This window comes from Knoellia sp. LjRoot47, assembly GCF_964253435.1.
In the GTDB taxonomy this organism is placed as follows: domain Bacteria; phylum Actinomycetota; class Actinomycetes; order Actinomycetales; family Dermatophilaceae; genus Knoellia.
This window is the reverse complement of record NZ_CAXUQS020000001.1, coordinates 2,237,156-2,258,592: the sequence shown is the minus strand read 5'-3', so window position 1 is coordinate 2,258,592 and position 21,437 is coordinate 2,237,156. Positions and strand designations below refer to the sequence as shown.

Sequence of the window (21,437 nt, the reverse complement as noted above, 5' to 3'; positions counted from 1 at the left end):
GGGGCGGCTGCGGCGGGCGCCGCCTCGGCAGAGGGCTCGTCGGACATGCGCTCGACGCTACCGGCGGGTCACCAGTCGAGACAGGGTCTCAGGCGGTGAGAGTGCTCACGCCGGGACGCGGATGCGCGGGCGTCGTGCGGGCGAGACCCGGTCGAGCAGGACCTCCACCGGACCCCGGCCGACGAAGCGTGCCCAGGCCCAGGCGGCACCCACGCTGACGACGACGAACGCGGTGAAGGGCAGCCACCCGCCGTCCGGGAAGGCCGGGATCACGGGCACGAGCAGCGCGACGTGCACGACGTAGAGCGACAGCGCGACCGTGCCGACGAGGGCGAGCGGTCCGAGCACCGTGGGCCGGCTCCCGTGCCGCGCACCGGCGATCGCAGTCGCCATGACGAGTCCGTATGCCGCGAGCGCCAGCCCGTTCTCCTGCACCTGGTCGGGGTGGTCACCGGAGAAGACGACCGGGAACCCGAGCAGGTCGGCGGCGAAGCTCGCCCAGAGCATCGCGAGGCCGCCCATGAGGCACCACCACGACGCCCGCTCGTCGTCGAGGCCACGCCGAGCGAGGACCGCGCCGATGAGGAAGAGCGGCAGCAGGGTGAGCACCCGGTAGTGGGTGTTGAGGACGAGCCACTCGACGAGCGGGTTGCCGGCCCAGCCGGCGGTCGGGGTGGCACCGCCCGGCACGCCACCGGCGGCGCGCGTCACGGCCCCGATGACGGACGGCCCCGCGAGCCACAGGACGGCCGCGAGGCCGAGCAGCCACCGCGACCCGAGCACCAGCAGGGGCGTGCCGACGATGACGAGCAGCCCGAGGACGTGCAGGATCACCGCGACCCAGTGGTCGAGCCGCTCGAGCCCGACACCGAGGGCGATGAGCGCCAGTCCGCGGACGGCGGCCCGGACGATCCCGCGCGAGGCCGACGTCCCCGGGAAGACCAGCCCGGCCGCCGCGCCCATGACGAGGGCGAACAGCGGCGAGGCCAGGTCGTTGACCTGGAGCAGGACGAAGAGCACGTCCTGCGGGACCCGGCTGCTGATGAACGGGAGCGCGTGCGCGATGACCATCGCGACGACCGCCACCCCGCGCGCGGCATCGAGACCCAGGACGCGGCGGGGCGCCGCGAGCGCGGTCGTCGAGGTCGTCACCAGGACAGCGTGGCAGAGAGCCTCAACCGGCGACCGGCGTGACCACGGACCCGGCGGGCTCGGGCTGCCCGACGACGTGGCTCATCCGGGCCCGGCGCAGCAACCGGTGGGTGCGGTCGTCGGCGTCGACGATGCAGAACGTGCGCGAACCGCGGCGCGCGCGGCGCAGGCACTCGACGAGGACGCCGAAGCCGGTCGCGTCGCCGATCTCGCACTCGGCGAGGTCGAGCAGGAGGTCGTCGGTCCCGTCGTCGACGATGCGGTGCAGGACCATGCGCAGGTCCGGGACGGTGTGGAAGTCGAGACGCCCGCGCAGCGCCACGTGGTGGCCGGCCCCGTCGTGGTGCTCGTCCAGCGTGACGATCGTGTGTCCACGGTGATCCACGCTCGCCTCCCTTCGTCGGCCTCCATTGAACGTGAGGGTCACCCCGGTCCGGGCATGGCTGCGGTAAAGAGTCGGCAAAGGGACCGGCGAGGCCATCTGGCAGGCTCGGCCCCATGGTCAACCTCACGCGCATCTACACCCGCACCGGTGACGACGGCACGACGGCGCTCGGCGACTTCAGCCGCACTGCCAAGACGGACCCCCGGCTGGAGGCCTACGCCGATGTCAACGAGGCCAACGCCGTCATCGGCGTCGTCCTCGCGACGGGGACCCTGGGCGACGATGTCCGCGCCATCCTCACGCGCGTCCAGAACGACCTCTTCGACGTCGGCGCCGACCTCAGCACGCCCCTGCTCGAGAACCCCGAGTACCCGCCGCTGCGCGTGCAGGCCGAGTGGATCGACGAGCTGGAGGCCGACTGCGACACCCAGAACGCCCGGCTCGACAAGCTCCGCTCGTTCATCCTGCCCGGCGGCACGGTGGCTGCCGCCCACCTCCACCAGGCCACGACGGTCGTGCGACGGGCCGAGCGCGCCACGTGGGCTGCGATCGAGGCGCACGGCACGGAGGTGGGGACCGCCAAGGGCGAGGGAGGCGTCAACCCGACGACCGCGGCATACCTCAACCGGCTCTCGGACCTGCTCTTCATCCTCGCGCGCGTCGCCAACCTCGATGCGGGCGGCGACGTCCTGTGGCAGCCCGGGGGTGGCCGCGCGGAGGCTCCCGACAGGAGTCGGACGGACATCGCCGGGGACGACCCGACGACCGACGACGACTGAGGCGACGAACTCCGGTCAGGCCACGTTGACGTTGTAGCCCGGCGGCGAGCTCTCGAGCCACGCGCGCACGGCGGTGTAGGCCGCCGGGCTCATCGCGAGGTCGTAGTCCTGCGACATCGACCGCCCGGTGACACTCACGGCGTCGGGCGGGAGCCCGGGCACGGCGTCGCCGAGCCGGTGCGGCGCCCCGAGGTCGAGGTCGTGCCGGACCCACGAGTGGGCCGGCCGGGGCGAGGGTCCGACGACCGAGAACCAGTCGAGCCGGTCACCCGAGATGCGGGCCAGACCGAGCCGCCACCGGCTCCGCTCCCCCGCGCTGATCGCGCAGAGCATGAGCGGTTTGCCCCCGGCGATCCAGCGCCGCCGGAGCCAGACGTAGACGATGAACGCCACGATGAGGGCGAGCGCCACCGCGAGCACCAGCTCGACGGCGACGATCGGAGTCATGTCGCGACCAGGCCCCTGGTCAGCCCTTGAGGCCGGAGGCGTCGACGGCCTCGGCGAGGATCGTGACCCGGTCGTGGTCCACAGAGAGGAAGCCACCGTCGATCGTCGCGCTGCGGACCCCGCCCTCACCGTGGATCTTGACCTCACCCTCGACGAGCACGCCGAGGATGGGCGTGTGGCCGGGCATGATGCCGAGCTCGCCCTCGATGGAGCGGGCACTCACCTGGCTCGCCTCGCCCTCCCAGACCTTGCGGTCCGCGGCGACGAGTTCAACCTGCAGGGTGCTCACGATGACGTCCTCCATGTATGTGTGGTGATGGCTACTTTAGTGCCCCCGGGACGGTGCCACGTCACGCCCCCGGTCAGAGGCGCGGCCAAAGGCCTGACCGAGGCCTGACCGAGGCCTGCACGGGCACCGACATCCTCATCGGGTGAGGCTGGCGAGGTCGGCGTCCGCGTCGTCCCGGCGCAGCACGACGTACCTGCCGTGGTCACCCTCGACGAGGTGGAAGTGCCGGGACACCCAGTCGAGCAGCGGGTCGGGGTCCCCCTGCCGCGTCGACCACTTCCCCGAGGGGGCCCGCGTCGCGCTGCCGGAGTGGACGACGACGCAGTCGGGCTCCCTCCCGGTCCGCTCGATCCACGACACCGTCCGCTCGTTGGCCTGCGCGAAGGTCGAGAGCCAGATGATGTTGGAGTCCACGGGACCGTCGGAGAAGAGGTATGCCGCGGGCGCGCCGTAGGCGAGCAGGCCCTCACCCGGGCGCTGGCAGGACTGGATCGCGGCCTCGAGGGAGGCCGACTCCCGCGCCACCGAGTCCCCGGTCAACAGCCCGGCGAGCGGACCGCTCGTGCGCAGTCGCGCCTCCCAGAACGGGGCGTCGCGGTAGGGCTGCAGTGTGTGGGCCGTCGCCACGAGGACGACGACGAGCGCCAGCCACCTCGGACCGAACGTCCCGAGTGCCCGGCCCAGCGTGACCGCGACGGCGAGCACGGCGGGGGCCGCGGCCGCCGCCGGGACGCCCCACACGGGCGACGAGGAGGTGGCCGCGGCGAGGACCGGCGCCTGCACGACGAAGGGCAGGACGCCGGTGAGGAGGAGCACCCCGGCGACGCGGTCCCGGCGGACGACCGCCACGAGGACGGCGGGCACGAGGACCAGGGCGACGAGGACGACCGCGAGCACCCCGGAGGTCATGCCGGACTTCGGCAGCCCGTCGTCGGGGTTCGCGACACGCAGCGCGACGACGCCGACGAGGACGACCGCGAGGCAGGCGAGCCCTCGCCGCACCGGCAGGCCGAGCCGCGGCACGAGGGCAGCCACGCCGCACACCCCGCCGGCGATGACCCAGGGACTGGCGAGCAGGGAGCCGTAGAACTCCAGGGCGAAGCGCAGGCGTTCGCCCGGCGGGGTCCGCAGCTCCTGGTACTCGCTCGTGAAGGCGAGCGTCTCCCCCAGCGCACCGAACCCGAAGCCGGTGAGCAGGACCAGACCCACCACGGACGTGAAGGCCGCACCCACGCCCACCCACTTCACCGTCGCCCACCGTCGCGACAGCGCGACGACGACGAGCAGGGTGAGCAGCGAGCCCACCACGGCCAGGGGGTTGACGAGTGCGGCCGCCGCCGCGGCGGCACCGCACATGAGGCTGCGCCGCGTCCGGGGCACGAGCACGGTCGAGGTGCCGGCGGCGCACGCCAGCAGCAGGAGGAGCCCCGGAGCCGTGTTGTAGGACATCGACACCAGGTCGTAGGGCTGCGGCACCAGCGCGAGCAGCACCGCGACCCCGGCGAGCCCGCCGGTGACGTGGTCACGCAGGAGCCGGTGGGCCACCCACCCGACGAGGGCCGCAACGAGGACGAACCACAGCCGCGCGGCGAGCACCACGCCGGTGCTGCCGAACGCGAGCTGCCAGACCCAGACGAAGGGCGCGAGCGGCAGGGCGCCGAGCACCTGCACGTTCATCTCGTCGCGGAACGGCACGTCCCCCGCAGCGACGCGTTGGGCCAGCTCAACGTGGTGCGCACCGTCACCGAGGTCGAAGCCGTATGCCGTCCGCAGGACGACGACGAGTACGACCAGCGCGACAGCCCCACCCCGGACATGCGACGACCGCCGAGCACGCAGGGTGCTCGGCGGTCGCCAACCGACCTTCACGTGGGTCAGAGGTTCAGGTCAGAGGTTCTTCTGGATCTCCGCGGCCTGGCGCTCGACGTCGTCGAGGCCACCGCACATGAAGAACGCCTGCTCGGGGAAGTGGTCGAAGTCGCCGTCCGCGATCTTGGTGAAGGCCTCGATCGTGTCGGCCAGCGGGACCGTCGAGCCCTCGATGCCGGTGAACTGCTTGGCGACGTAGGTGTTCTGCGACAGGAAGCGCTGGATGCGACGGGCGCGGTTGACGAGGATCTTGTCCTCTTCGGAGAGCTCGTCGATACCGAGGATCGCGATGATGTCCTGCAGCTCCTTGTTGCGCTGGAGGATCTGCTTGACGCGCACCGCGGTGTCGTAGTGGTCACCGCTGATGTAGCGACGGTCGAGGATGCGCGACGTCGAGGTCAGCGGGTCCACGGCCGGGTAGATACCGAGCGAGGCGATCTCACGCGAGAGCTCGGTCGTCGCGTCGAGGTGCGCGAACGTCGTGGCCGGGGCCGGGTCGGTGTAGTCGTCGGCCGGCACGTAGATCGCCTGCATCGAGGTGATCGAGTGACCACGCGTCGAGGTGATGCGCTCCTGGAGCACACCCATCTCGTCGGCGAGGGTGGGCTGGTAGCCCACGGCGGACGGCATACGGCCGAGGAGGGTGGAGACCTCGGAACCGGCCTGCGTGAAGCGGAAGATGTTGTCGATGAAGAGGAGCACGTCCTGCTTCTGGACGTCACGGAAGTACTCGGCCATGGTGAGGGCCGAGAGGGCGACGCGCAGACGCGTGCCCGGCGGCTCGTCCATCTGGCCGAACACGAGGGCGGTCTGGCCGAGGACGCCGGCCTCCTCCATCTCCGCCATGAGGTCGTTGCCCTCACGGGTGCGCTCACCGACACCGGCGAACGTCGAGACACCACCGTGGTCGCGGGCGACGCGGGCGATCATCTCCTGGATGAGGACGGTCTTGCCGACACCGGCACCGCCGAACAGGCCGATCTTGCCACCCTGGACGTAGGGGGTGAGGAGGTCGATGACCTTGATGCCGGTCTCGAACATCTGGGTCTTCGGCTCGAGCTGGTCGAAGGCCGGGGCCTTGCGGTGGATGCCCCAGCGCTCGGTCACCTCGAGGGTCTCGCCCTCGGCGAGGTCGAGGACGTCACCCGTGGCGTTGAAGACGTGGCCGAGGGTCGCGTCGCCCACGGGCACGGTGATCGGGCCGCCCGTGTCCTGGACCTTGGCGCCGCGGACGAGGCCGTCGGTCGGCTGGAGCGAGATGGCGCGGACCATGTTGTCGCCGATGTGCTGGGCGACCTCGAGGTTGAGGTTCTTGTCCTCGCCGCCGAGCTGGACGCTGGTCGTGAGCAGGTTGTACTGCTCGGGCATCGCGTCCGCGGGGAACTCGATGTCGACGACCGGGCCGATGATGCGCGAGACCCGGCCGATGCCGCCGGGCTCCGGTGCGACGTACGCAGTGTTGTCACTGACAGTGGCAGTCATGGGTATCTCTCTCACTTGCTCTCGGCCAGGGCGCTGGCGCCACCGACGATTTCGCTGATCTCTTGGGTGATCTCCGCCTGACGGGCCTGGTTGGCCAGCCGGGTGTACTTCTTGACGAGCTCCTCGGCGTTGTCCGTCGCGGACTTCATCGCCCGCTGGCGCGCCGCGAGCTCGGAGGCCGCGGCCTGGAGCATCGCGTTGAACAGGCGCGAGTTGACGTACTTGGGGAGCAGGGCGTCGAGGACCTCCTCGACGGTGGGCTCGAACTCGTAGAGCGGGAAGAGCTCACCCTCGGCGGGGGGCTCGGTGCCCTCGACGATCTCGAGCGGCAGCAGACGGATGACCTCGGGCTCCTGGGTCACCATCGACACGAAGCGCGAGTAGACGATGTGCACCTCGTCGACACCACCCTCGGCCTCGGTGTCCTTGAGGAAGTCGTCGACCAGGCGGATCCCGATCTCACGGGCCCGCTCGAACGCCGGCTTCTCGGAGTCACCGGTCCAGTCGGCGGCGAACTCACGTCCACGGAAGGAGTAGTAGCCGACGGCCTTGCGACCGAGGAGGTACGGGACGGCCTCCTTGCCCTCGTCGCGCAGACGCGCGATGAGGCGCTCGGACTCCTTGAGGACCGACGAGCTGTAGGCGCCGGCGAGTCCACGGTCCGAGGTGATGATGACGACCGCGGCGCGGGTCACCTTCTCCTTCTCGGTCGTGAGGACGTGCTCCTCGTTGGAGAAGGTCGCGACCGCCGACACCGCACGCGTGATGGCGCGCGCGTAGGGGGTCGACTCGCGCACGGCCTGCTGGGCCTTGACGACGCGAGCGGCGGCCATGAGCTCCATGGCCCGCGTGATCTTCTTCGTCGCGCTGACGGAGCGGATGCGCTGCCGGTACTCCCGGATCTGCGCTCCCATAGGTTTCCGCCTTTCGTGGTTTCTGGTGCTGCCTGAGTCTGTGGTCTGGATCGTCACGGCGTATGCCGTGCAGTCGCCTCACGACGACCGGCCTGCCGTGCCGGGCGGTCACCGAGGTGACCACCCGGCATACGGGTCAGCGCTTCTGCTTGACGATCTGCTCCTGGGCGGAGTCGAGGGCGTCGTCGCCGCTCTCGGCCTCGTCCCCGACCGGGACGTTCTCCTTGTTGGAGGGCTCGAAGCCCTTCTTGAAGGAGTCGATCTCGGCCTTGAGGGCCTCCTCGGTGGACTCCTCGAACTTGCCCGTCTCGCGGATGGCCGCGAGGAGGTCGCCCTTGCTGCGACGCAGGTGGTCGAGGAACTCGGACTCGAAGCGGCGGATGTCCTCCACCGCGACGTCGTCGAGCTGGCCCGTGGTGCCGGCCCACACGGAGACGACCTGCTCCTCCATGGGGAACGGCGCCGACTGCGACTGCTTGAGGAGCTCGACGAGGCGAGCACCCTTGGCGAGCTGGGCCTTGGACGCCGGGTCGAGGTCGGAGGCGAACATCGCGAAGGCCTCGAGCGCACGGAACTGGGCGAGGTCGAGCTTGAGTCGACCGGAGACCGACTTCATGGCCTTGGTCTGCGCAGCGCCACCAACGCGGGAGACCGAGACACCCACGTCGACCGCGGGGCGGACGTTGGAGTTGAACAGGTCGGCCTGGAGGTAGATCTGGCCGTCGGTGATGGAGATGACGTTGGTCGGGATGTAGGCCGACACGTCACCGGCCTTGGTCTCGATGATCGGCAGGCCGGTCATCGAGCCCGCACCGAGCTCGTCGTTGAGCTTGGCGCAACGCTCGAGCAGACGGGAGTGCAGGTAGAAGACGTCACCCGGGTAGGCCTCGCGGCCCGGCGGGCGGCGCAGGAGGAGCGACACGGCGCGGTAGGCCTCGGCCTGCTTGGACAGGTCGTCGAAGACGATGAGGACGTGCTTGCCCTGGTACATCCAGTGCTGGCCGATGGCCGAGCCGGTGTAGGGGGCGAGGTACTTGAAGCCGGCGCTGTCGGACGCGGGGGCAGCGACGATGGTGGTGTACTCCATCGCGCCCGCCTCCTCGAGGGTGGCGCGGACCGACGCGATGGTCGAGCCCTTCTGGCCGATGGCGACGTAGATGCAACGCACCTGCTTCTGCGGGTCGCCCGTCTCCCAGAACTCCTTCTGGTTGATGATCGTGTCGACCGCGACCGTGGTCTTGCCGGTCTGGCGGTCACCGATGATGAGCTGGCGCTGGCCACGGCCGATCGGCGTCATGGCGTCGACGGCCTTGAGTCCGGTCTGGAGCGGCTCGTGGACCGACTTGCGCTGGACCACGGACGGTGCCTGGAGCTCGAGCGCGCGGCGCTCGTCGCTCGCGATGTCGCCGAGGCCGTCGATCGGGGTGCCGAGCGGGTCGACGACGCGACCGAGGTAGCCGTCACCGACGGGAACGGAGAGGACCTCTCCGGTGCGCTTGACCTGCTGGCCCTCCTCGATCTTGGAGAAGTCACCGAGGATGACGACACCGATGTCGTGGACGTCGAGGTTGAGGGCCAGGCCCAGCGTGCCGTCCTCGAACTCGAGCAGCTCGTTGGTCATGGCCGAGGGCAGACCCTCGACGTGGGCGATGCCGTCACCGGCGTCGATGACGCGGCCGACCTCTTCGCGGGAAGCCGCGCCGGGCTCGTAGGACTGGACGTAGGTGTCCAGCGCGTCCCGGATCTCCTCCGGACGGATCGAGAGCTCCGTCATGTGATCTCTTCTCCTCGGTTACCAGCCCCCGGTGGGGCCGAAGTGTGTGGGTTAAGTCGTGCTCTTCAGGTGTGGTCGGGAAGGTGCTGCGTGTGCCGTGTGCAGCCGGCCCGTGGGCTCAGCCCGCGAGGTCGCGACGCACCGCGTCGAGGCGGCGCACGACCGTGCCGTCGACGACCTCGTCGCCGACCTGCACGCGGATGCCACCGACGACGCTCTGGTCGAGCACGGTCTGCAGGTTGACCGGCTTGCCGTAGATCGAGCGCAGGGCCGACTTGAGCCGCGACTGCTGGCGCTCGTCGAGCGCGACGGCAACGGTCACGAGGGCGGTGAGCTCCTCGCGACGGTCCGCCGCCAGCTTGAGGTAGGACTCGAGCACGCGGTCGAGACGACGGCCACGGGGCACGAGGACCGCCTGCTCCACGAGACGCACGGTCTCGGGCGCCGCCTTGCCCTCGAGCAGCCGGCGCACGACGCCGGCCTTGCCCTCGGCGTCGGTGTTGCGGCTCGACAGCATGTCGCGCAGACCGGAGTCGGCCGCGACGATCCGCTCGAACCGGAACAGCTGGTTCTCGACGTCGTCGATGCGGCCGGCCTTCTCGGCGCTGGCGAGCAGCGCACGGACGGCCAGGGCCTCGAACGCGTCCCCGAGGTCGCCCTCGGAGGACCAGCGCTGCGCGACGACCTCGCCGAGGACGTTGTTGGCCGGCTCGCTCACCTTGCCGCCGAAGAGGCGCTCGGCCAGGTCACGCTTGGCCGACCCCTCTCGCGACGGGTCCGCGAACGCGCGGCGCAGCCCGATGTTGCCCTCGATCGCTGACGCGATCGAGAACAGCTCCTCGGACAGCGCGGCGCGGTCGACACCGTCGAGGGCACCGGCGAGGGCCGTGTCGGCCGCCGCCCGTGCCGCGCGGGACGAGCCAGCCATCAGGCGTCCCGCCCCGAGGGGTTGTCGGTCCCGAGGTCGAGCTGACCCTGCGCCGGCTGCTCACCCTCGGAGGGTGCGGCCGCCGGGGCCGTGGTCGCGCCGACCTTCTCGGGACGGACGGCGCCGCTCTCGAGCTCCGCGAGGAAGCGGTCGATCATGCCCTTCTGGCGGACCTCGTCCTCGAGGGACTCGCCGACGATGCGGCTGGCGAGGGTCGTCGAGAGCGTGCCGACCTCGGAGCGGAGCGAGACCACGGCCTGCTGGCGCTCGGCCTCGATCTGACGCTTGGCCGACTCGGTGATCCGGCTTGCCTCCGCCTGTGCCTTGTCGCGCATCTCGGTGACGATCGAGGCACCCTCGGCGCGCGCCTCCTCACGGATGGCGTTGGCCTCGGTGCGGGCCTCGTGCAGCTGGGCTTCGTACTGCTGCTTGGCGGCCTGGGCCTGGGCCTGGGCCTCCTCGGCCTGCTCCATGCCGCCTTCGATGGCAGCGCGACGCTCCTCGTAGGCCTTCTCCAGGTTGGGGACGACCTTGGTCGACACCACCCAGTAGAGGACCCCGATCATCACGAGGCCGAAGATCAGCTCGGGGATGTGCGGGATGAGGGGCATCTTGGCGCCCTCGGCGGTCGCCAGGGACGCGACCGACGATGCGGTGGCGGTGAACTGCACGGGGTGCTCCTAGTGCTTCGTGCCGGATCGGGGGTTTGCCGGGATCGGCGGTCAGGCGCCCTTGACGAAGTAGAGCACCAGCGCGAAGATCGCGAGCGCCTCAGCGAGCGCGAAGCCGAGGATGGCGATCGGCTGCAGGAGGTTGCGGGCCTCGGGCTGACGGGCCACACCGTTGATGTAGGCGGCGAAGATCAGGCCGACGGCGATGGCCGGGCCGATGGTCGCGAGGCCGTAACCGACGAGCGAGAGGTTGCCTTCCACGATGATTCCTCTTTCGTGTTTCTGGGGGTCCTCCACGGCCGTGTGCCGCGAAGGAGGATCTGGGTCGAGCTATGAAGTTGTGGGTGGAACAGTCTGGGGGGTCGCCGCGACTCAGTGGTCGTCGGCGAGAGCGCCGGCGATGTAGCTCGCCGAGAGCAGGACGAAGACGTAGGCCTGGAGGAACTGGACCAGCGCCTCGAAGATGAACATCACGGCCGCCATGACGAAGGTCGGCACGGAGAGCAGCTTGAACAGGACGTCCTGCGTGAGGAAGTAGGCGCCGGCGCTCACGAAGAGCACGATGAGCATGTGGCCGGCGAACATGTTGCCGAAGAGTCGCAGGGCCAGCGTGAGCGGCCGCGTGATGAAGTACGTGATGATCTCGAGCAGCATGATGAACGGCCTGATCCAGCCGGGCAGCCCGTCGGGGACCATGTGCGCGAAGTAGCCCTTGAGGCCCATCCGCTTGATGCCGACCCAGTGGTAGACGACGTAGACCACGAGGACCAGGGCGATCGGGAAGCCGATGCGGCCCATCGTCGGGTTCATCACCGGGGGGATGATGCCGAACCAGTTGTTGAGCAGGATCAGCGAGAAGAGGCTGAACAGGAGCGGGACGAACTTGAGGAAGTGCTTGGTCCCGATCATGTCGCGGGCGACGCCGTTGCGCGCGAAGTTGTAGAAGCCCTCCATGAACCACTGGCCCTTGGACGGGACGACCGCGGCGTTCTTGGAGAGCGCCACCATGACGACGCTGAGGATGAGGACGGAGACGCCACCCCAGACCATCTGCTCGGTGATGGCCCAGTCGCCCTCACCGATCAGCGGGAGCCAGAAGATGTCGGGCGTCGGGGTCTCGAACCCCTCGCCACCCTCGGCGGTGACGACGGCGGTCGTGGTCCCTGCAGCGAGCGCAGTCAGGATCACAGGTGGGTCTCCTCGTTCATGGTGATGGCGGCACCCTGCAGTCGCGGCTCCACCGCGAGTCGCTTGCGGCCGATGGTCAGGGGCGTCACGTCGTACCGTACCGGAGCCAGATGGTGTACAGCGACAGGGCCATCCCGCCCAGGATCCCGAGCACGACGACGAATCCGGTGCCGAGAAGTCGGTCGACTCCCCAGCCGATGGCGCCGAAGACGGCAGGGCCGGTGAGCAGGTAGGCGATGACGGTCGCACCGAGCGCGTCGGCCCGGGCGGTGGCGCTGGGGAGCTCGGGGTCGTCGTGCCACTTGGCGAACGGCTCGTGGCCCTCGACGCCCTTGGGGATCCTGCGCTCCTCACTCATGCGGCACCTCCGCGGTCGAGCGAGCCGGGGGCGATCTCGTGGCGGGCACGGGCGTAGCCGACGATCTGCCCGACCTGCATGAGGACGGTCTGCGCGATGGCGGACAGGGCGAACGGCCGCCCGTCGAGCCAGTCGGCGCCGCGCAGCGCGAGCACCGCGGCCACGACGATGATGAGCTGGCCGAGGTAGACGACACCGGCGCCGGCCATCGACGTGGCGGCGGGTCCCATGACCACGGCGGTGATGCCGAGCAGGCCCACGGTGAGGACGACGAGCACCAGCCCGGCACCCGCGAGGGCCGACAGCGCTGCCTGCTCGCCGGCATACGCCCAGAAGGCTGCTGCGAGGACGGGAAGCGCCACCATCCCGGGGACGAGAGCACCTCGCAGCATCATCCGGACCGGGGTCCGTGGCGCGGGGTTCGAAGTCACTGGGAGCTCTCCATCGAGGTCGTTCCGGGGCTTGTGAAAACTATCACAAGCGTTCGGGCAAGGCCAACTGGCCGACGCCGAGGGGCGTCCCGGCTCGCACCCCCGCAGCCGAATACACTTCCCGCCATGAGACAGCGGCTCCTGGTCGGCATGGTCTGCGCCGACGCCGCACTCCTCGTCGTGGCCTTCGGGATCGCGGCCGCCATGCGCTTCGGCGACCACCCCTTCAGCGCCTCCGTCCTCGCCCAGACGCAGGGCCGGGGACTGACCCAGATCTTCCTCATCGCGGTCGTCAGCGCCGTGCTCGGCGACGCCCTCGTCGCGGCCGTCCTCCCCCAGGGACCGCCCCGGCCGACCTACGCGCGTGGGGCGCTCGGCGCGCTCTTCACCTTCTTCGCGATCACCGCGATGATCGTGCTCGTCCGCCCGTACTACTCGCGTCCGCACCTCTTCACGACGCTCGCGATCTGGATCGTCCTCGTCCTCCTGCTCCGGCTCGTGCTGCGACTGCGGCCGTGGACCGAGCGGCTCGTCATCGTCACGTCGGCCCACTCGATCGTGCAGGAGCTCGACGAGACGCCCCACATCAGCGTCGTCGGCGTCATCGACCCCGAGGCGAGCGGGCCGCTCTCGGCCCCGCCTCCGGACACCGTCCTCACCGTCGACCTCAGCGCGCGTTGGTCGCGCGAGGTGACCGCCTACGTCTCGGCGACCTCGGTCGCCGGGCGCGAGGTGCGCCCGCTCAACGAGGTCTACGAGGAGCACACCGGTCGGGTGCCGCTGGGGCACCTGTCCGAGGGCTGGGAGATCGAGACCTCGCTGCTGCGCAAGCTGCCCTTCCTGCCGCTCAAGCACGCCGTGGACCTCGTGCTCGTCGTCCTCACCATCCCCGTGTGGATGCCGGTCGTCGCGCTCGTCGCCCTGCTCGTGCGCGTCGTCGACGGCACCCCGGTGATCTTCCGCCAGGTGCGGGTGGGCCGGCGTGGCGAGCTCGTCGAGCTCTTCAAGTTCCGGACGATGCGCGCGGACGCCGAGGCCCACGGTGCTCGCCAGGCCACCGGCGACGACCCGCGCATCACTCCCCTGGGCCGGTTCCTGCGCAGCGTCCGCCTCGACGAGCTGCCGCAGTTCTTCAACGTGCTACGCGGTGAGCTGTCGCTCATCGGTCCGCGCCCCGAGCAGGTCGGGTTCGTCGACAAGTACCGCGACGCCATCCCGTTCTACGACCAGCGCCACCTCGTGCGGCCGGGTATCACCGGGTGGGCGCAGGTGCGCCACGGGTACGCCGCGTCCGAGGAGGAGACGATCGAGAAGCTCTCCTACGACTTCTACTACCTCAAGCACATGTCGCCGCTGCTCGACCTCGAGGTCCTCGGGCGGAGCGTGTGGACCGTGCTCTCGGCGTCGGGGGCCAAGCCCAAGGCGCGCCCGTCGGCCGAGGAGGCCGCCGCCCTCGAGCAGGAGGCCGCCGAACAGGCCGAGGACGAGCGCGAGCGCCGCAGCCGCCGAGCCAAGCGCATCGACTGATTGCCCTGCTGGGACGGTGAGCGCCAGCGAGGTGTCCCAGCAGGGCAATCAGTCGAATGTGGTCAGCGAGGGTATGCCGGGAAACGCGTCACGAGGTCGGTCACCTCGGCGCGCACCTCCCGGGAGACCTGGTGCTCGGGGTCCGCGTCGCCGTCGACGACCGCGCGCGCGATGAGCCCGGCGATGGTGCGCATCTCGTCCTCGCCCATCCCCTGCGTCGTGACGCACGGGGTGCCCACGCGGATGCCGCTCGCGATGTTGGGCTTCTGCGGGTCGAACGGGATGGCGTTCTTGTTGAGCGTGATGCCGGCTGCGTCGCAGCGCGCCTCGGCGTCGACGCCGGTGACGAGGACCGGCTGGAGGTCGTGCAGCGACAGGTGGGTGTCCGTGCCCCCGGTGGTCGGGCGGATGCCCTTGTCCCCCAGCGTCTCGGCGAGCACCTTCGCGTTGGCGATGACCTGCTTGGCGTAGGCCTGGTACTCCGGCGTCGCGCACTCCTTGAAGTTGGTCGCCTTGGCCGCGATGGTGTGCATCTGCGGGCCGCCCTGCATCATCGGGAAGACGGCCTTGTCGATCGCCGCCTTGTGCTCCTCCTTGCAGACGATCGCGCCGGAGCGCGGGCCGCGAAGCACCTTATGGGTCGTGAAGCTCACGACGTCGGCGTGCGGCACCGGGCTCGGGATGGCCTTGCCGGCGACGAGACCGATGAAGTGGGCGGCGTCGACCCAGAAGATCGCCCCGACCTCGTCGGCCAGGCGGCGGAAGAACTCGAAGTCGATGAGGCGCGGGATCGCGGAGCCACCGGCGAGGATGACCTTGGGTCGGTGCTCCTTGGCGAGGCGCTCGACCTCGGCGTAGTCGATGTCCTCGGTGTCCTTGTCGACGCCGTAGTGGACGGCGTTGAACCACTTGCCCGAAAACGACATCTTCGTGCCGTGGGTGAGGTGGCCACCGTGCGGGAGGCTCATCGCGAGGATGGTGTCTCCGGGCGACATGAAGGCGCCGTAGACCGCGGCGTTGGCGCTCGCACCCGAGTGCGGCTGGACGTTGGCGTGCTCGGCGTCGAAGAGGGCCTTGGCGCGCTCGATGGCGAGCGACTCGGCCTTGTCGACCTCGGAGCAGCCGCCGTAGTAGCGGCGGCCCGGGTAGCCCTCGGCGTACTTGTTGGACAGCGTCGAGCCGAGCGAGGTGAGCACCGCCGGCGACGACATGTTCTCGCTCGCGATGAGCTGGAGCCCGCCGCGGAGCCGGTCGAGCTCGGAGACGAGGACACCCGCGATCTCGGGGTCGAAGGCCTCGAGGGCCCCGAAGTCGGAACCGTAGAACGTCTCACTCATGGCTGCTGCTCTCCTCGGGTGCTGGGTGCTGGCTCGTCCGGTGCGGACGTCGGCACGTCCGTCTCGGGCTGGGTCTCTGCCGGCGTGGGCGCGTCCGGCTCGGGCTCGTCCGACGAGGCGTCGTCCGACGTGGGTGTCGGCAACTCTAGGTGCTCGGCCGCGAGGGCCAGGATCTCGTCCGCGTCGATCGCGCCGCGTCGCAGGATGGTGGGCTCGGGGCGGGTGCAGTCGACGATCGTCGAGGGCAGCCCGCCGGTGACGGGACCACCGTCGAGATAGAACTCGACCGACGCCCCGAGCTGGGTGGCGGCGTCGATGACGGTGCGGGAGGCCGGGTGCCCGGTGCGGTTGGCGCTGCTCACCGCCATCGGGCCGACCTCCTTGAGGAGCTCGAGCGCCACGTCGTGGTCGGGCATGCGCACCGCCACCGTGCCGCCGGTGTCGCCGAGGTCCCACATGAGCGAGGGCTGGGCCTTGAGGACGAGGGTGAGCGGTCCCGGCCAGTAGCGCTCGATGAGCGCTCGGGCGTATGCCGGCACGTCGGTCGCGAGCCCGTCGATCGTCCGCACGTCGGCGACCAGGACCGGCGGAGGCATCTCGCGCCCACGGCCCTTGGCGTCGAGGAGGCGCTGGACGGCGTCCGGCGAGAAGGCATCGGCGCCGATGCCGTAGAGCGTGTCGGTGGGCAGGACGACGAGGTCCCCCTGGCGCACTCCGGCGGTCGCCTTGGCGATGCCGTCCTGACGTCCTTCGGGTGTCGTGCAGTCGAAGACCGGACTCATGGGAGCAGCCTAGGACCGGCGGTCGAGCGCCTGGACCGCGGGCACCCGGTCACCGCACTGACCTGCGGCGACGCGGCGAAATTGGTCGACGCCAAAGTCCCGCTCCGGGTGCCCGCCTGCGTAGGGTCGGACCGTTTCGTCCCTGTCTATGTGAAGTGAGGTGCAACGCATGCGTGGTTCCGGACTGATCTGGACGATCGTCGGTGTTCTTTTGATCATCGTTCTGCTGATGTACATCCTCTGACGAGGCCGAATGCGTGTGGCCCCCACCCGGTTCCGGGTGGGGGCCACAGTCGTGTCGGGGTGTCGCAGTGAGCTCAGGCGCGGACGGCCACCGTCGCGCGCGGACGACCGGTGAGGTCGAGCCGGTCCTCGACCGAGCTCCACGACCCGCTGGCCCGCAGCGCCGCAGGAAGGGTCTCACCCTGGCTGTCGGCGTGCTCCATGACGAGGACGCCACCGGTGCGCAGCAGACCGGCCGCCCGAGCGGCGACGAGCCGAGGGATCGCGAGGCCGTCCTCGCTGCCGCCGTAGAGCGCGACGTGCGGGTCGTGGTCGCGCACCTCGGGGTCGACGGGGACGGCGACGGTGGGGATGTAGGGCGGGTTCGACACGACGACGTCGACCTCGAAGAGGTCGTCGAGGGCGGTCACGGCATCCTCCTGCACGATCTCGACGTCGAGGTCGAGACGGTCCCGGTTGCGCGCCGCCCACGCCACCGCAAGGTCGCTGACCTCGACGGCGACGACCTGCGACTGCGGCAGCTCGGCCTTGACGGAGAACGCGATGGCGCCCGACCCCGAGCAGAGGTCGACGACGATCGGCGAGTCGATGCCGGTGTCGACACAGGCCCGGGCCGCGTCGATGGCCCAGCCCGTGACGACCTCGGTCTCGGGCCGCGGCACGAACACCCCGGGACCCACCTCGAGCTCGAGCCCTCGGAACCAGGCCCGTCCGGTGAGGTGCTGCAGCGGGACGCGACTCGCGCGCTCGGCGACGAGGCCGGCATACCTCGCAGGGACGGGACCACCGAGGATCATGAGCCGCCTCACCTCGGAGGCGTCGACGCCGAGGGCGTGGGCCGCGAGCGCGACGGCGTCGTGCTCGGGTGAGCCGACACCGGCATCGGCCAGCTGGCGCGTGGCCGCCCGGACGGCGTCGCGCAGCTCGCTCACTCGGGGGCCTCGCCGAGCGCCGAGAGCCGCGCCGCTTCGTCGGCCGCCATCGCCGACTCGACCACGGCGTCGAGCTCCCCGCCGAGCACGGTGTCGAGGTTGTGCGCCTTGAAGCCGGTGCGGTGGTCGCTCACGCGGTTCTCGGGGAAGTTGTAGGTGCGGATCCGCTCGCTGCGGTCGACGGTGCGCACCTGGCTGGCGCGGATGTCGGCGCTCGCGGCGTTGGCCTCGTCGACCGCCATCTGGTGCAGCCGCGCACGCAGGACGCGCATCGCCGCCTCGCGGTTCTGGAGCTGGGACTTCTCGTTCTGGCAGGAGACGACGGTGCCTGTGGGCAGGTGCGTGATGCGCACCGCCGAGTCCGTCGTGTTGACGCTCTGGCCACCGGGGCCGGACGAGCGGAAGACGTCGATGCGCAGGTCGTTGGCGTGGATCTCGACCTCGACCTCCTCGGCCTCGGGCATGACCCAGACACCCGCGGCGCTCGTGTGGATGCGGCCCTGCGTCTCGGTGACGGGGACCCGCTGCACGCGGTGCACCCCGCCTTCGTACTTGAGGCGCGCCCACGGTCCCTCGCCCGGCTGCGGGTTCCCCCGCGCCTTGACGCTCACCTGGACGTCCTTGTAGCCGCCGAGGTCGGTCTCGGTCGAGTCGAGCACCTCGGTGCGCCAGCCGCGCTGCTCGGCGTAACGGAGGTACATGCGGAGCAGGTCGCCGGCGAACAGCGCGGACTCGTCGCCGCCCTCCCCCGCCTTGACCTCGAGGATGACGTCACGGTCGTCGTCCGGGTCGCGCGGGATGAGCAGGCGCCGCAACCGGTCCGCGGCCTCGTCGACCGCCGTCTCGAGACCCGGCACCTCCGCGGCGAAGCCCGCGTCCTCGGTGGCGAGTTCGCGCGCGGTGGTCAGGTCGTCGGTCGCGGCCAACCACGCGGTGTATGCCGTCACCGTCGGTCCCAGCGCGGCATACCTCTTGTTGACCTCACGCAGACGGTCCGGGTCGGTGGCCACGGCCGGGTCGCCCATCTCGCGCTCGAGCTGGGCGTGCTCCTGCGCGAGGGCGGCGGCGGACTCGAACATCGGGGACCTCTCGTCACGTGCGGTGGTCGGCGGGGATCAGGGGGTGCAGACACGAATGCGCCGACCCGGATCCACTGCTGGATCGACGGGTCGGCGCATCGGGGGTGCTACGCGTCGGCCTTCTTGCCGTAGCGCGCCTGGAAGCGGGCGACGCGACCACCGGTGTCGAGGATCTTCTGCTTGCCCGTGTAGAACGGGTGGCACTGGCTGCAGACCTCAGCGTGGATCTGGCCGTTGGGCGCCGTGCTGCGCGTCTGGAACGTCGCGCCACAGGTGCAGGTGACGGTCGTCTCCGCGTAGTTCGGGTGGATGTCCTTCTTCACGATTCTTCTCCTTGGATGTCTCCGGGTCGGCGGGCCCACCACTGTGGTGCAAACCCTGTAGCGCCCCGCCTGCATCCGCTCGTGAGGGCGATGCTCAGGAAACGCGTTCGTGCCGTGAACCGGTCCAGCGATCAAGTGTGCCAGAGCAGGCACACGTTCCCCTAAACGGCGATCCCCGCCCCGGCATTCCCCGGCCACGCCTTCGGCGAGTGCCAGAGGCGGCACGGGTGACTCGCTCGGCACTCACGCGGTGCGGCGCCCCGAGAGCAACGCGTACGCCACGGCGACCTGGCGCAGGAAACGCTTGGCCTCCAGCCGGAGCCCGAGCAGCGGAATCCGCAGCATGACCTCACCTCCCACCACGACGTCGTTCTGACGCAGGGCGTCCTCGACGGGGTTGAGTGCCCACTGGTGGTGGCCTCCGTCGATCTCGACCACGAGACCGACCTCCTCCCATGCGGCGTCGAGGTAGACCCGTCCGTCCGGCCCGTGACGCACGACCTGTCGGGTCGGTGGCGGGAGGCCGCTCCTCCTGCACATCGTGGCGAAGTCGAGCTCGCCCAGCGCCTGGGCACCGTCGCACAAGTCCCCGACAGCCTCATCGAGGAACGTCCGACGCGGGCCGCCGACGCGAGCGCCACGCCACGCCGCGAGCAGCCGCGGGGCCGTCGTCAGCCGCTGCTGCACCACGAGACACAGGACCAGCGCGGCCTCACGGTCGCTCCTGCACCACAGTGCGGCGTTCACCGCAGCCACGTCCGGCACCACTCTCGGCACGCCGGCGCCCACCAGCGAGGGCATCACCGTCCGCCGGTGCAGCCGCACTCCGGCCACCGAGTGATGGCGGTTGTTCCGCGGCTGGGACACGTCGAACGCCCGTGAGGTGAAGCCGCGAAGGCCCGAGGCCGCCAACGCGGCGGCTCCGTCCAGCGCCGCGCCCGAACCGGACTCCCAGACCGCATGCCACCACCGGGCCCGGCCGGTGAGCGGGGTCGTGCTCACCGACACCGTGTGCCGACCATGAGCCATCCATCGGCCGGCTCGCACCTCGGTGCGCACCGCCGCACGATCGATCCCGGCGCGACGGAGCTCCGCGCGGTGCACCACGCCGTCGTGGTCGTCGGCGAGGCGCAGTGCTATCGCCCTGCGTTCTCGTGTGTCCGGACCCGCCATGCTTGGACTCCGGGGCATCGCCAGCGCCACGGCGAGGGGTCGTGGCCTCGACTGTGGACAGCCACTTGGGCCATCGGCGGCTGTGGACGCTCGCGTCGACGAGTGCCGAGGGCGTCACATCCGACGCCCTTGGCACTCACGCCCACCCCCACCGAGGTCAGGGGAGGTTGGCGAAGGCCTTGTCGAGGTCGGCGAGGATGTCGTCGACGGACTCCAGCCCGACCGAGAGCCGGAGCAGGTCGGCATCGGGTCGCGCGTCGGCCACGACGAACCGGTGGGTCAGGCTCGCCGGGTGCTGGATGAGGCTGTCGACGCCGCCCAGCGAGACGGCGTGGGTGAGCAGCTCGAGACGTTCGAGCAGGGCCGAGGCGACGGCATACCCACCCTCGAGACGGAAGGCGAGCACCGCTCCGGGTCCGGTCATCTGGGAGCCGACCAGACCGGCCGCGTCACAGCCCTCGAGTCCCGGGTAGTGCACTCGCGACACCTCGCACCGCTCCGCCAGCCAGCGCGCCACGACGCCCGCCGACTCCTGCTGCGCGCGGACCCGCACGGGCAGGGTCTGCAGGCCGCGGTGCAGCTCGTAGGCCGCGAGCGGGTGCAGCACCGCACCGGTGATGGCGCGGACCTGGCGGAGCCGGGCCGTCCACTCGTGGTCGGTCGCGACGACGCCACCCATGACGTCGCCGTGCCCGCCCATGAACTTCGTCGCCGAGTGCAGCACGAGCGTCGCGCCGTGCAGCGCGGGCTGCTGGAGGACCGGCGTCGCGAAGGTGTTGTCGACGACGACGGGCACGCCGCCGGCCTGCGCCACGACGGCGGCGATGTCGACGAGGTCGAGCGAGGGGTTGGCCGGGGTCTCGAGGAGGACGAGCCCGGTGTCGGGGCGCAGCGACTCGGCGACCGTCGTCGGCGTGGCCCACGTGACCTCGGTGCCGAGCAGTCCGGTCGCGAGCAGGTGGTCCGACCCGCCGTAGAGCGGTCGCACGGCGACGACGTGTGGCGTCCCCGCCGACACCGCTGCGAGCAGGGTCGCGGTCAACGCCGCCATGCCCGAGGCGAACGCCACCGCCGACTCCGTCGCCTCGAGCGCCGCCACGGCCCGCTCGAACCGGTCGACGCCGGGGTTCCACAGCCGCTGGTAGACGAGCGTCGCGTGACCGTCGGGCCGCTCCCCCGCACCGATCGTGTCGTATGCCGTCCCGCCCGCCTCGATCGTCGGCATCGGGTACGTCGTGGCCAGGTCGATGAGCGGGACGTGCAGGCCCAGGGCCCTGAGGTCCTCGCGTCCGGCATGGACGGCGGTGGTCGAGGGGTCCGTGGTCGACAGCGGTGTCGTCATGTGGTCCATGCTCCGCAGGATCCGCGCCGTGC

Annotated in this window: 23 protein-coding genes; 2 read left to right on the top strand and 21 right to left on the bottom strand. The window is 70.7% G+C overall.

Annotated elements, in window-relative coordinates:
- Nucleotides 1-105: 105 nt before the first annotated feature.
- On the bottom strand, nt 106-1,152 hold the full coding sequence (locus tag ACSQ11_RS10970; protein WP_436005279.1) for an acyltransferase family protein: 1,047 nt from the start codon (nt 1,150-1,152) through the stop codon (nt 106-108).
- Between the two features lie 22 nt (nt 1,153-1,174).
- Nucleotides 1,175-1,537, bottom strand: coding sequence for an STAS domain-containing protein (locus tag ACSQ11_RS10965; protein WP_436005277.1), 363 nt, complete (start codon nt 1,535-1,537; stop codon nt 1,175-1,177).
- 113 nt (nt 1,538-1,650) lie between these two features.
- Here ACSQ11_RS10965 and ACSQ11_RS10960 point away from each other — a divergent pair, with 113 nt between their 5' ends.
- Nucleotides 1,651-2,316 (top strand): cob(I)yrinic acid a,c-diamide adenosyltransferase, encoded by a 666-nt coding sequence (locus tag ACSQ11_RS10960; RefSeq protein ID WP_436005275.1) that lies wholly within the window; start codon nt 1,651-1,653, stop codon nt 2,314-2,316.
- A 15-nt stretch (nt 2,317-2,331) separates the two neighbouring features.
- Here the strand turns inward: ACSQ11_RS10960 and ACSQ11_RS10955 are convergent, their stop codons facing one another.
- The 12 genes from ACSQ11_RS10955 to ACSQ11_RS10900 all read right to left on the bottom strand — a co-directional run bounded on the left by ACSQ11_RS10955 (nt 2,332) and on the right by ACSQ11_RS10900 (nt 12,667).
- Entirely contained in the window at nt 2,332-2,763 is a 432-nt protein-coding gene (locus tag ACSQ11_RS10955) for a DUF2550 family protein (protein ID WP_436005273.1), read from the bottom strand.
- Nucleotides 2,764-2,782: 19 nt separating this feature from the next.
- On the bottom strand, nt 2,783-3,052 hold the full coding sequence (locus ACSQ11_RS10950; protein WP_436005271.1) for a F0F1 ATP synthase subunit epsilon: 270 nt from the start codon (nt 3,050-3,052) through the stop codon (nt 2,783-2,785).
- A 135-nt stretch (nt 3,053-3,187) separates the two neighbouring features.
- A complete protein-coding gene (locus tag ACSQ11_RS10945; protein ID WP_436005269.1) occupies nt 3,188-4,921 on the bottom strand; it encodes a hypothetical protein in 1,734 nt (577 codons plus the stop codon).
- A gap of 18 nt (nt 4,922-4,939) precedes the next feature.
- Nucleotides 4,940-6,403 carry a F0F1 ATP synthase subunit beta gene (gene atpD / locus ACSQ11_RS10940; protein ID WP_436005267.1) on the bottom strand — a complete coding sequence of 488 codons (1,464 nt, stop codon included), beginning with the start codon at nt 6,401-6,403 and terminating at the stop codon, nt 4,940-4,942.
- Nucleotides 6,404-6,414: 11 nt separating this feature from the next.
- On the bottom strand, nt 6,415-7,317 hold the full coding sequence (locus ACSQ11_RS10935; protein WP_436005265.1) for a F0F1 ATP synthase subunit gamma: 903 nt from the start codon (nt 7,315-7,317) through the stop codon (nt 6,415-6,417).
- A 136-nt stretch (nt 7,318-7,453) separates the two neighbouring features.
- On the bottom strand, nt 7,454-9,091 hold the full coding sequence (gene atpA, locus ACSQ11_RS10930; protein WP_436005263.1) for a F0F1 ATP synthase subunit alpha: 1,638 nt from the start codon (nt 9,089-9,091) through the stop codon (nt 7,454-7,456).
- Nucleotides 9,092-9,209: 118 nt separating this feature from the next.
- Nucleotides 9,210-10,019, bottom strand: coding sequence for a F0F1 ATP synthase subunit delta (locus ACSQ11_RS10925; protein ID WP_436005261.1), 810 nt, complete (start codon nt 10,017-10,019; stop codon nt 9,210-9,212).
- A complete protein-coding gene (locus ACSQ11_RS10920) occupies nt 10,019-10,690 on the bottom strand; it encodes a F0F1 ATP synthase subunit B (RefSeq protein WP_436005259.1) in 672 nt (223 codons plus the stop codon). Before ACSQ11_RS10920 ends, ACSQ11_RS10925 begins: the two co-directional genes overlap by 1 nt.
- 51 nt (nt 10,691-10,741) lie before the next feature.
- Nucleotides 10,742-10,957, bottom strand: a complete 216-nt coding sequence (locus tag ACSQ11_RS10915) for an ATP synthase F0 subunit C (RefSeq protein WP_186828029.1) — start codon at nt 10,955-10,957, stop codon at nt 10,742-10,744.
- A gap of 105 nt (nt 10,958-11,062) precedes the next feature.
- A complete protein-coding gene (atpB, locus tag ACSQ11_RS10910; RefSeq protein ID WP_436005257.1) occupies nt 11,063-11,878 on the bottom strand; it encodes a F0F1 ATP synthase subunit A in 816 nt (271 codons plus the stop codon).
- A gap of 85 nt (nt 11,879-11,963) precedes the next feature.
- The gene (locus tag ACSQ11_RS10905; RefSeq protein ID WP_436005255.1) at nt 11,964-12,236 is read right to left on the bottom strand and encodes a hypothetical protein; all 273 of its coding nucleotides are present in this window, start codon (nt 12,234-12,236) and stop codon (nt 11,964-11,966) included.
- Nucleotides 12,233-12,667 carry a hypothetical protein gene (locus ACSQ11_RS10900; RefSeq protein WP_436005253.1) on the bottom strand — a complete coding sequence of 145 codons (435 nt, stop codon included), beginning with the start codon at nt 12,665-12,667 and terminating at the stop codon, nt 12,233-12,235. The genes ACSQ11_RS10905 and ACSQ11_RS10900 overlap by 4 nt, the downstream gene beginning before the upstream one ends.
- Before the next feature lie 126 nt (nt 12,668-12,793).
- Between ACSQ11_RS10900 and ACSQ11_RS10895 the strand changes: the two genes are divergently transcribed.
- Nucleotides 12,794-14,194 carry an exopolysaccharide biosynthesis polyprenyl glycosylphosphotransferase gene (locus ACSQ11_RS10895; protein ID WP_436005251.1) on the top strand — a complete coding sequence of 467 codons (1,401 nt, stop codon included), beginning with the start codon at nt 12,794-12,796 and terminating at the stop codon, nt 14,192-14,194.
- Nucleotides 14,195-14,256: 62 nt separating this feature from the next.
- On the opposite strand, the gene glyA is transcribed toward ACSQ11_RS10895, so the two are convergent.
- The 7 genes from glyA to ACSQ11_RS10860 form a co-directional block, all read right to left on the bottom strand.
- A complete protein-coding gene (gene glyA / locus ACSQ11_RS10890; protein ID WP_436005249.1) occupies nt 14,257-15,531 on the bottom strand; it encodes a serine hydroxymethyltransferase in 1,275 nt (424 codons plus the stop codon).
- On the bottom strand, nt 15,528-16,313 hold the full coding sequence (locus ACSQ11_RS10885; RefSeq protein WP_436005247.1) for an L-threonylcarbamoyladenylate synthase: 786 nt from the start codon (nt 16,311-16,313) through the stop codon (nt 15,528-15,530). Before ACSQ11_RS10885 ends, glyA begins: the two co-directional genes overlap by 4 nt.
- A gap of 317 nt (nt 16,314-16,630) precedes the next feature.
- Nucleotides 16,631-17,488: a peptide chain release factor N(5)-glutamine methyltransferase gene (prmC, locus tag ACSQ11_RS10880; protein WP_436005245.1), complete on the bottom strand. Its 858-nt coding sequence runs from the start codon at nt 17,486-17,488 to the stop codon at nt 16,631-16,633.
- Entirely contained in the window at nt 17,485-18,567 is a 1,083-nt protein-coding gene (gene prfA / locus ACSQ11_RS10875; protein ID WP_436005243.1) for a peptide chain release factor 1, read from the bottom strand. Before prfA ends, prmC begins: the two co-directional genes overlap by 4 nt.
- A gap of 107 nt (nt 18,568-18,674) precedes the next feature.
- Nucleotides 18,675-18,890 carry a 50S ribosomal protein L31 gene (gene rpmE / locus ACSQ11_RS10870; protein WP_436005241.1) on the bottom strand — a complete coding sequence of 72 codons (216 nt, stop codon included), beginning with the start codon at nt 18,888-18,890 and terminating at the stop codon, nt 18,675-18,677.
- A 243-nt stretch (nt 18,891-19,133) separates the two neighbouring features.
- Nucleotides 19,134-19,892 (bottom strand): hypothetical protein, encoded by a 759-nt coding sequence (locus tag ACSQ11_RS10865; RefSeq protein ID WP_436005239.1) that lies wholly within the window; start codon nt 19,890-19,892, stop codon nt 19,134-19,136.
- A gap of 328 nt (nt 19,893-20,220) precedes the next feature.
- Nucleotides 20,221-21,405 carry a trans-sulfuration enzyme family protein gene (locus ACSQ11_RS10860; protein WP_436005237.1) on the bottom strand — a complete coding sequence of 395 codons (1,185 nt, stop codon included), beginning with the start codon at nt 21,403-21,405 and terminating at the stop codon, nt 20,221-20,223.
- Nucleotides 21,406-21,437 lie beyond the last annotated feature (32 nt).

Bases quoted from the DNA above. Each gene is read 5' to 3' on its own strand.
- ACSQ11_RS10895 (WP_436005251.1), top strand. From the start codon at position 12,794: ATGAGACAGCGGCTCCTGGTCGGCATGGTCTGCGCCGACGCCGCACTC.
- ACSQ11_RS10905 (WP_436005255.1), bottom strand. From the start codon at position 12,236: ATGAGTGAGGAGCGCAGGATCCCCAAGGGCGTCGAGGGCCACGAGCCG.
- ACSQ11_RS10955 (WP_436005273.1), bottom strand. From the start codon at position 2,763: ATGACTCCGATCGTCGCCGTCGAGCTGGTGCTCGCGGTGGCGCTCGCC.
- glyA (WP_436005249.1), bottom strand. From the start codon at position 15,531: ATGAGTGAGACGTTCTACGGTTCCGACTTCGGGGCCCTCGAGGCCTTC.
- ACSQ11_RS10925 (WP_436005261.1), bottom strand. From the start codon at position 10,019: ATGGCTGGCTCGTCCCGCGCGGCACGGGCGGCGGCCGACACGGCCCTC.
- atpA (WP_436005263.1), bottom strand. From the start codon at position 9,091: ATGACGGAGCTCTCGATCCGTCCGGAGGAGATCCGGGACGCGCTGGAC.
- prfA (WP_436005243.1), bottom strand. From the start codon at position 18,567: ATGTTCGAGTCCGCCGCCGCCCTCGCGCAGGAGCACGCCCAGCTCGAG.
- atpD (WP_436005267.1), bottom strand. From the start codon at position 6,403: ATGACTGCCACTGTCAGTGACAACACTGCGTACGTCGCACCGGAGCCC.
- ACSQ11_RS10885 (WP_436005247.1), bottom strand. From the start codon at position 16,313: ATGAGTCCGGTCTTCGACTGCACGACACCCGAAGGACGTCAGGACGGC.
- ACSQ11_RS10860 (WP_436005237.1), bottom strand. From the start codon at position 21,405: ATGACGACACCGCTGTCGACCACGGACCCCTCGACCACCGCCGTCCAT.
- ACSQ11_RS10935 (WP_436005265.1), bottom strand. From the start codon at position 7,317: ATGGGAGCGCAGATCCGGGAGTACCGGCAGCGCATCCGCTCCGTCAGC.
- ACSQ11_RS10960 (WP_436005275.1), top strand. From the start codon at position 1,651: ATGGTCAACCTCACGCGCATCTACACCCGCACCGGTGACGACGGCACG.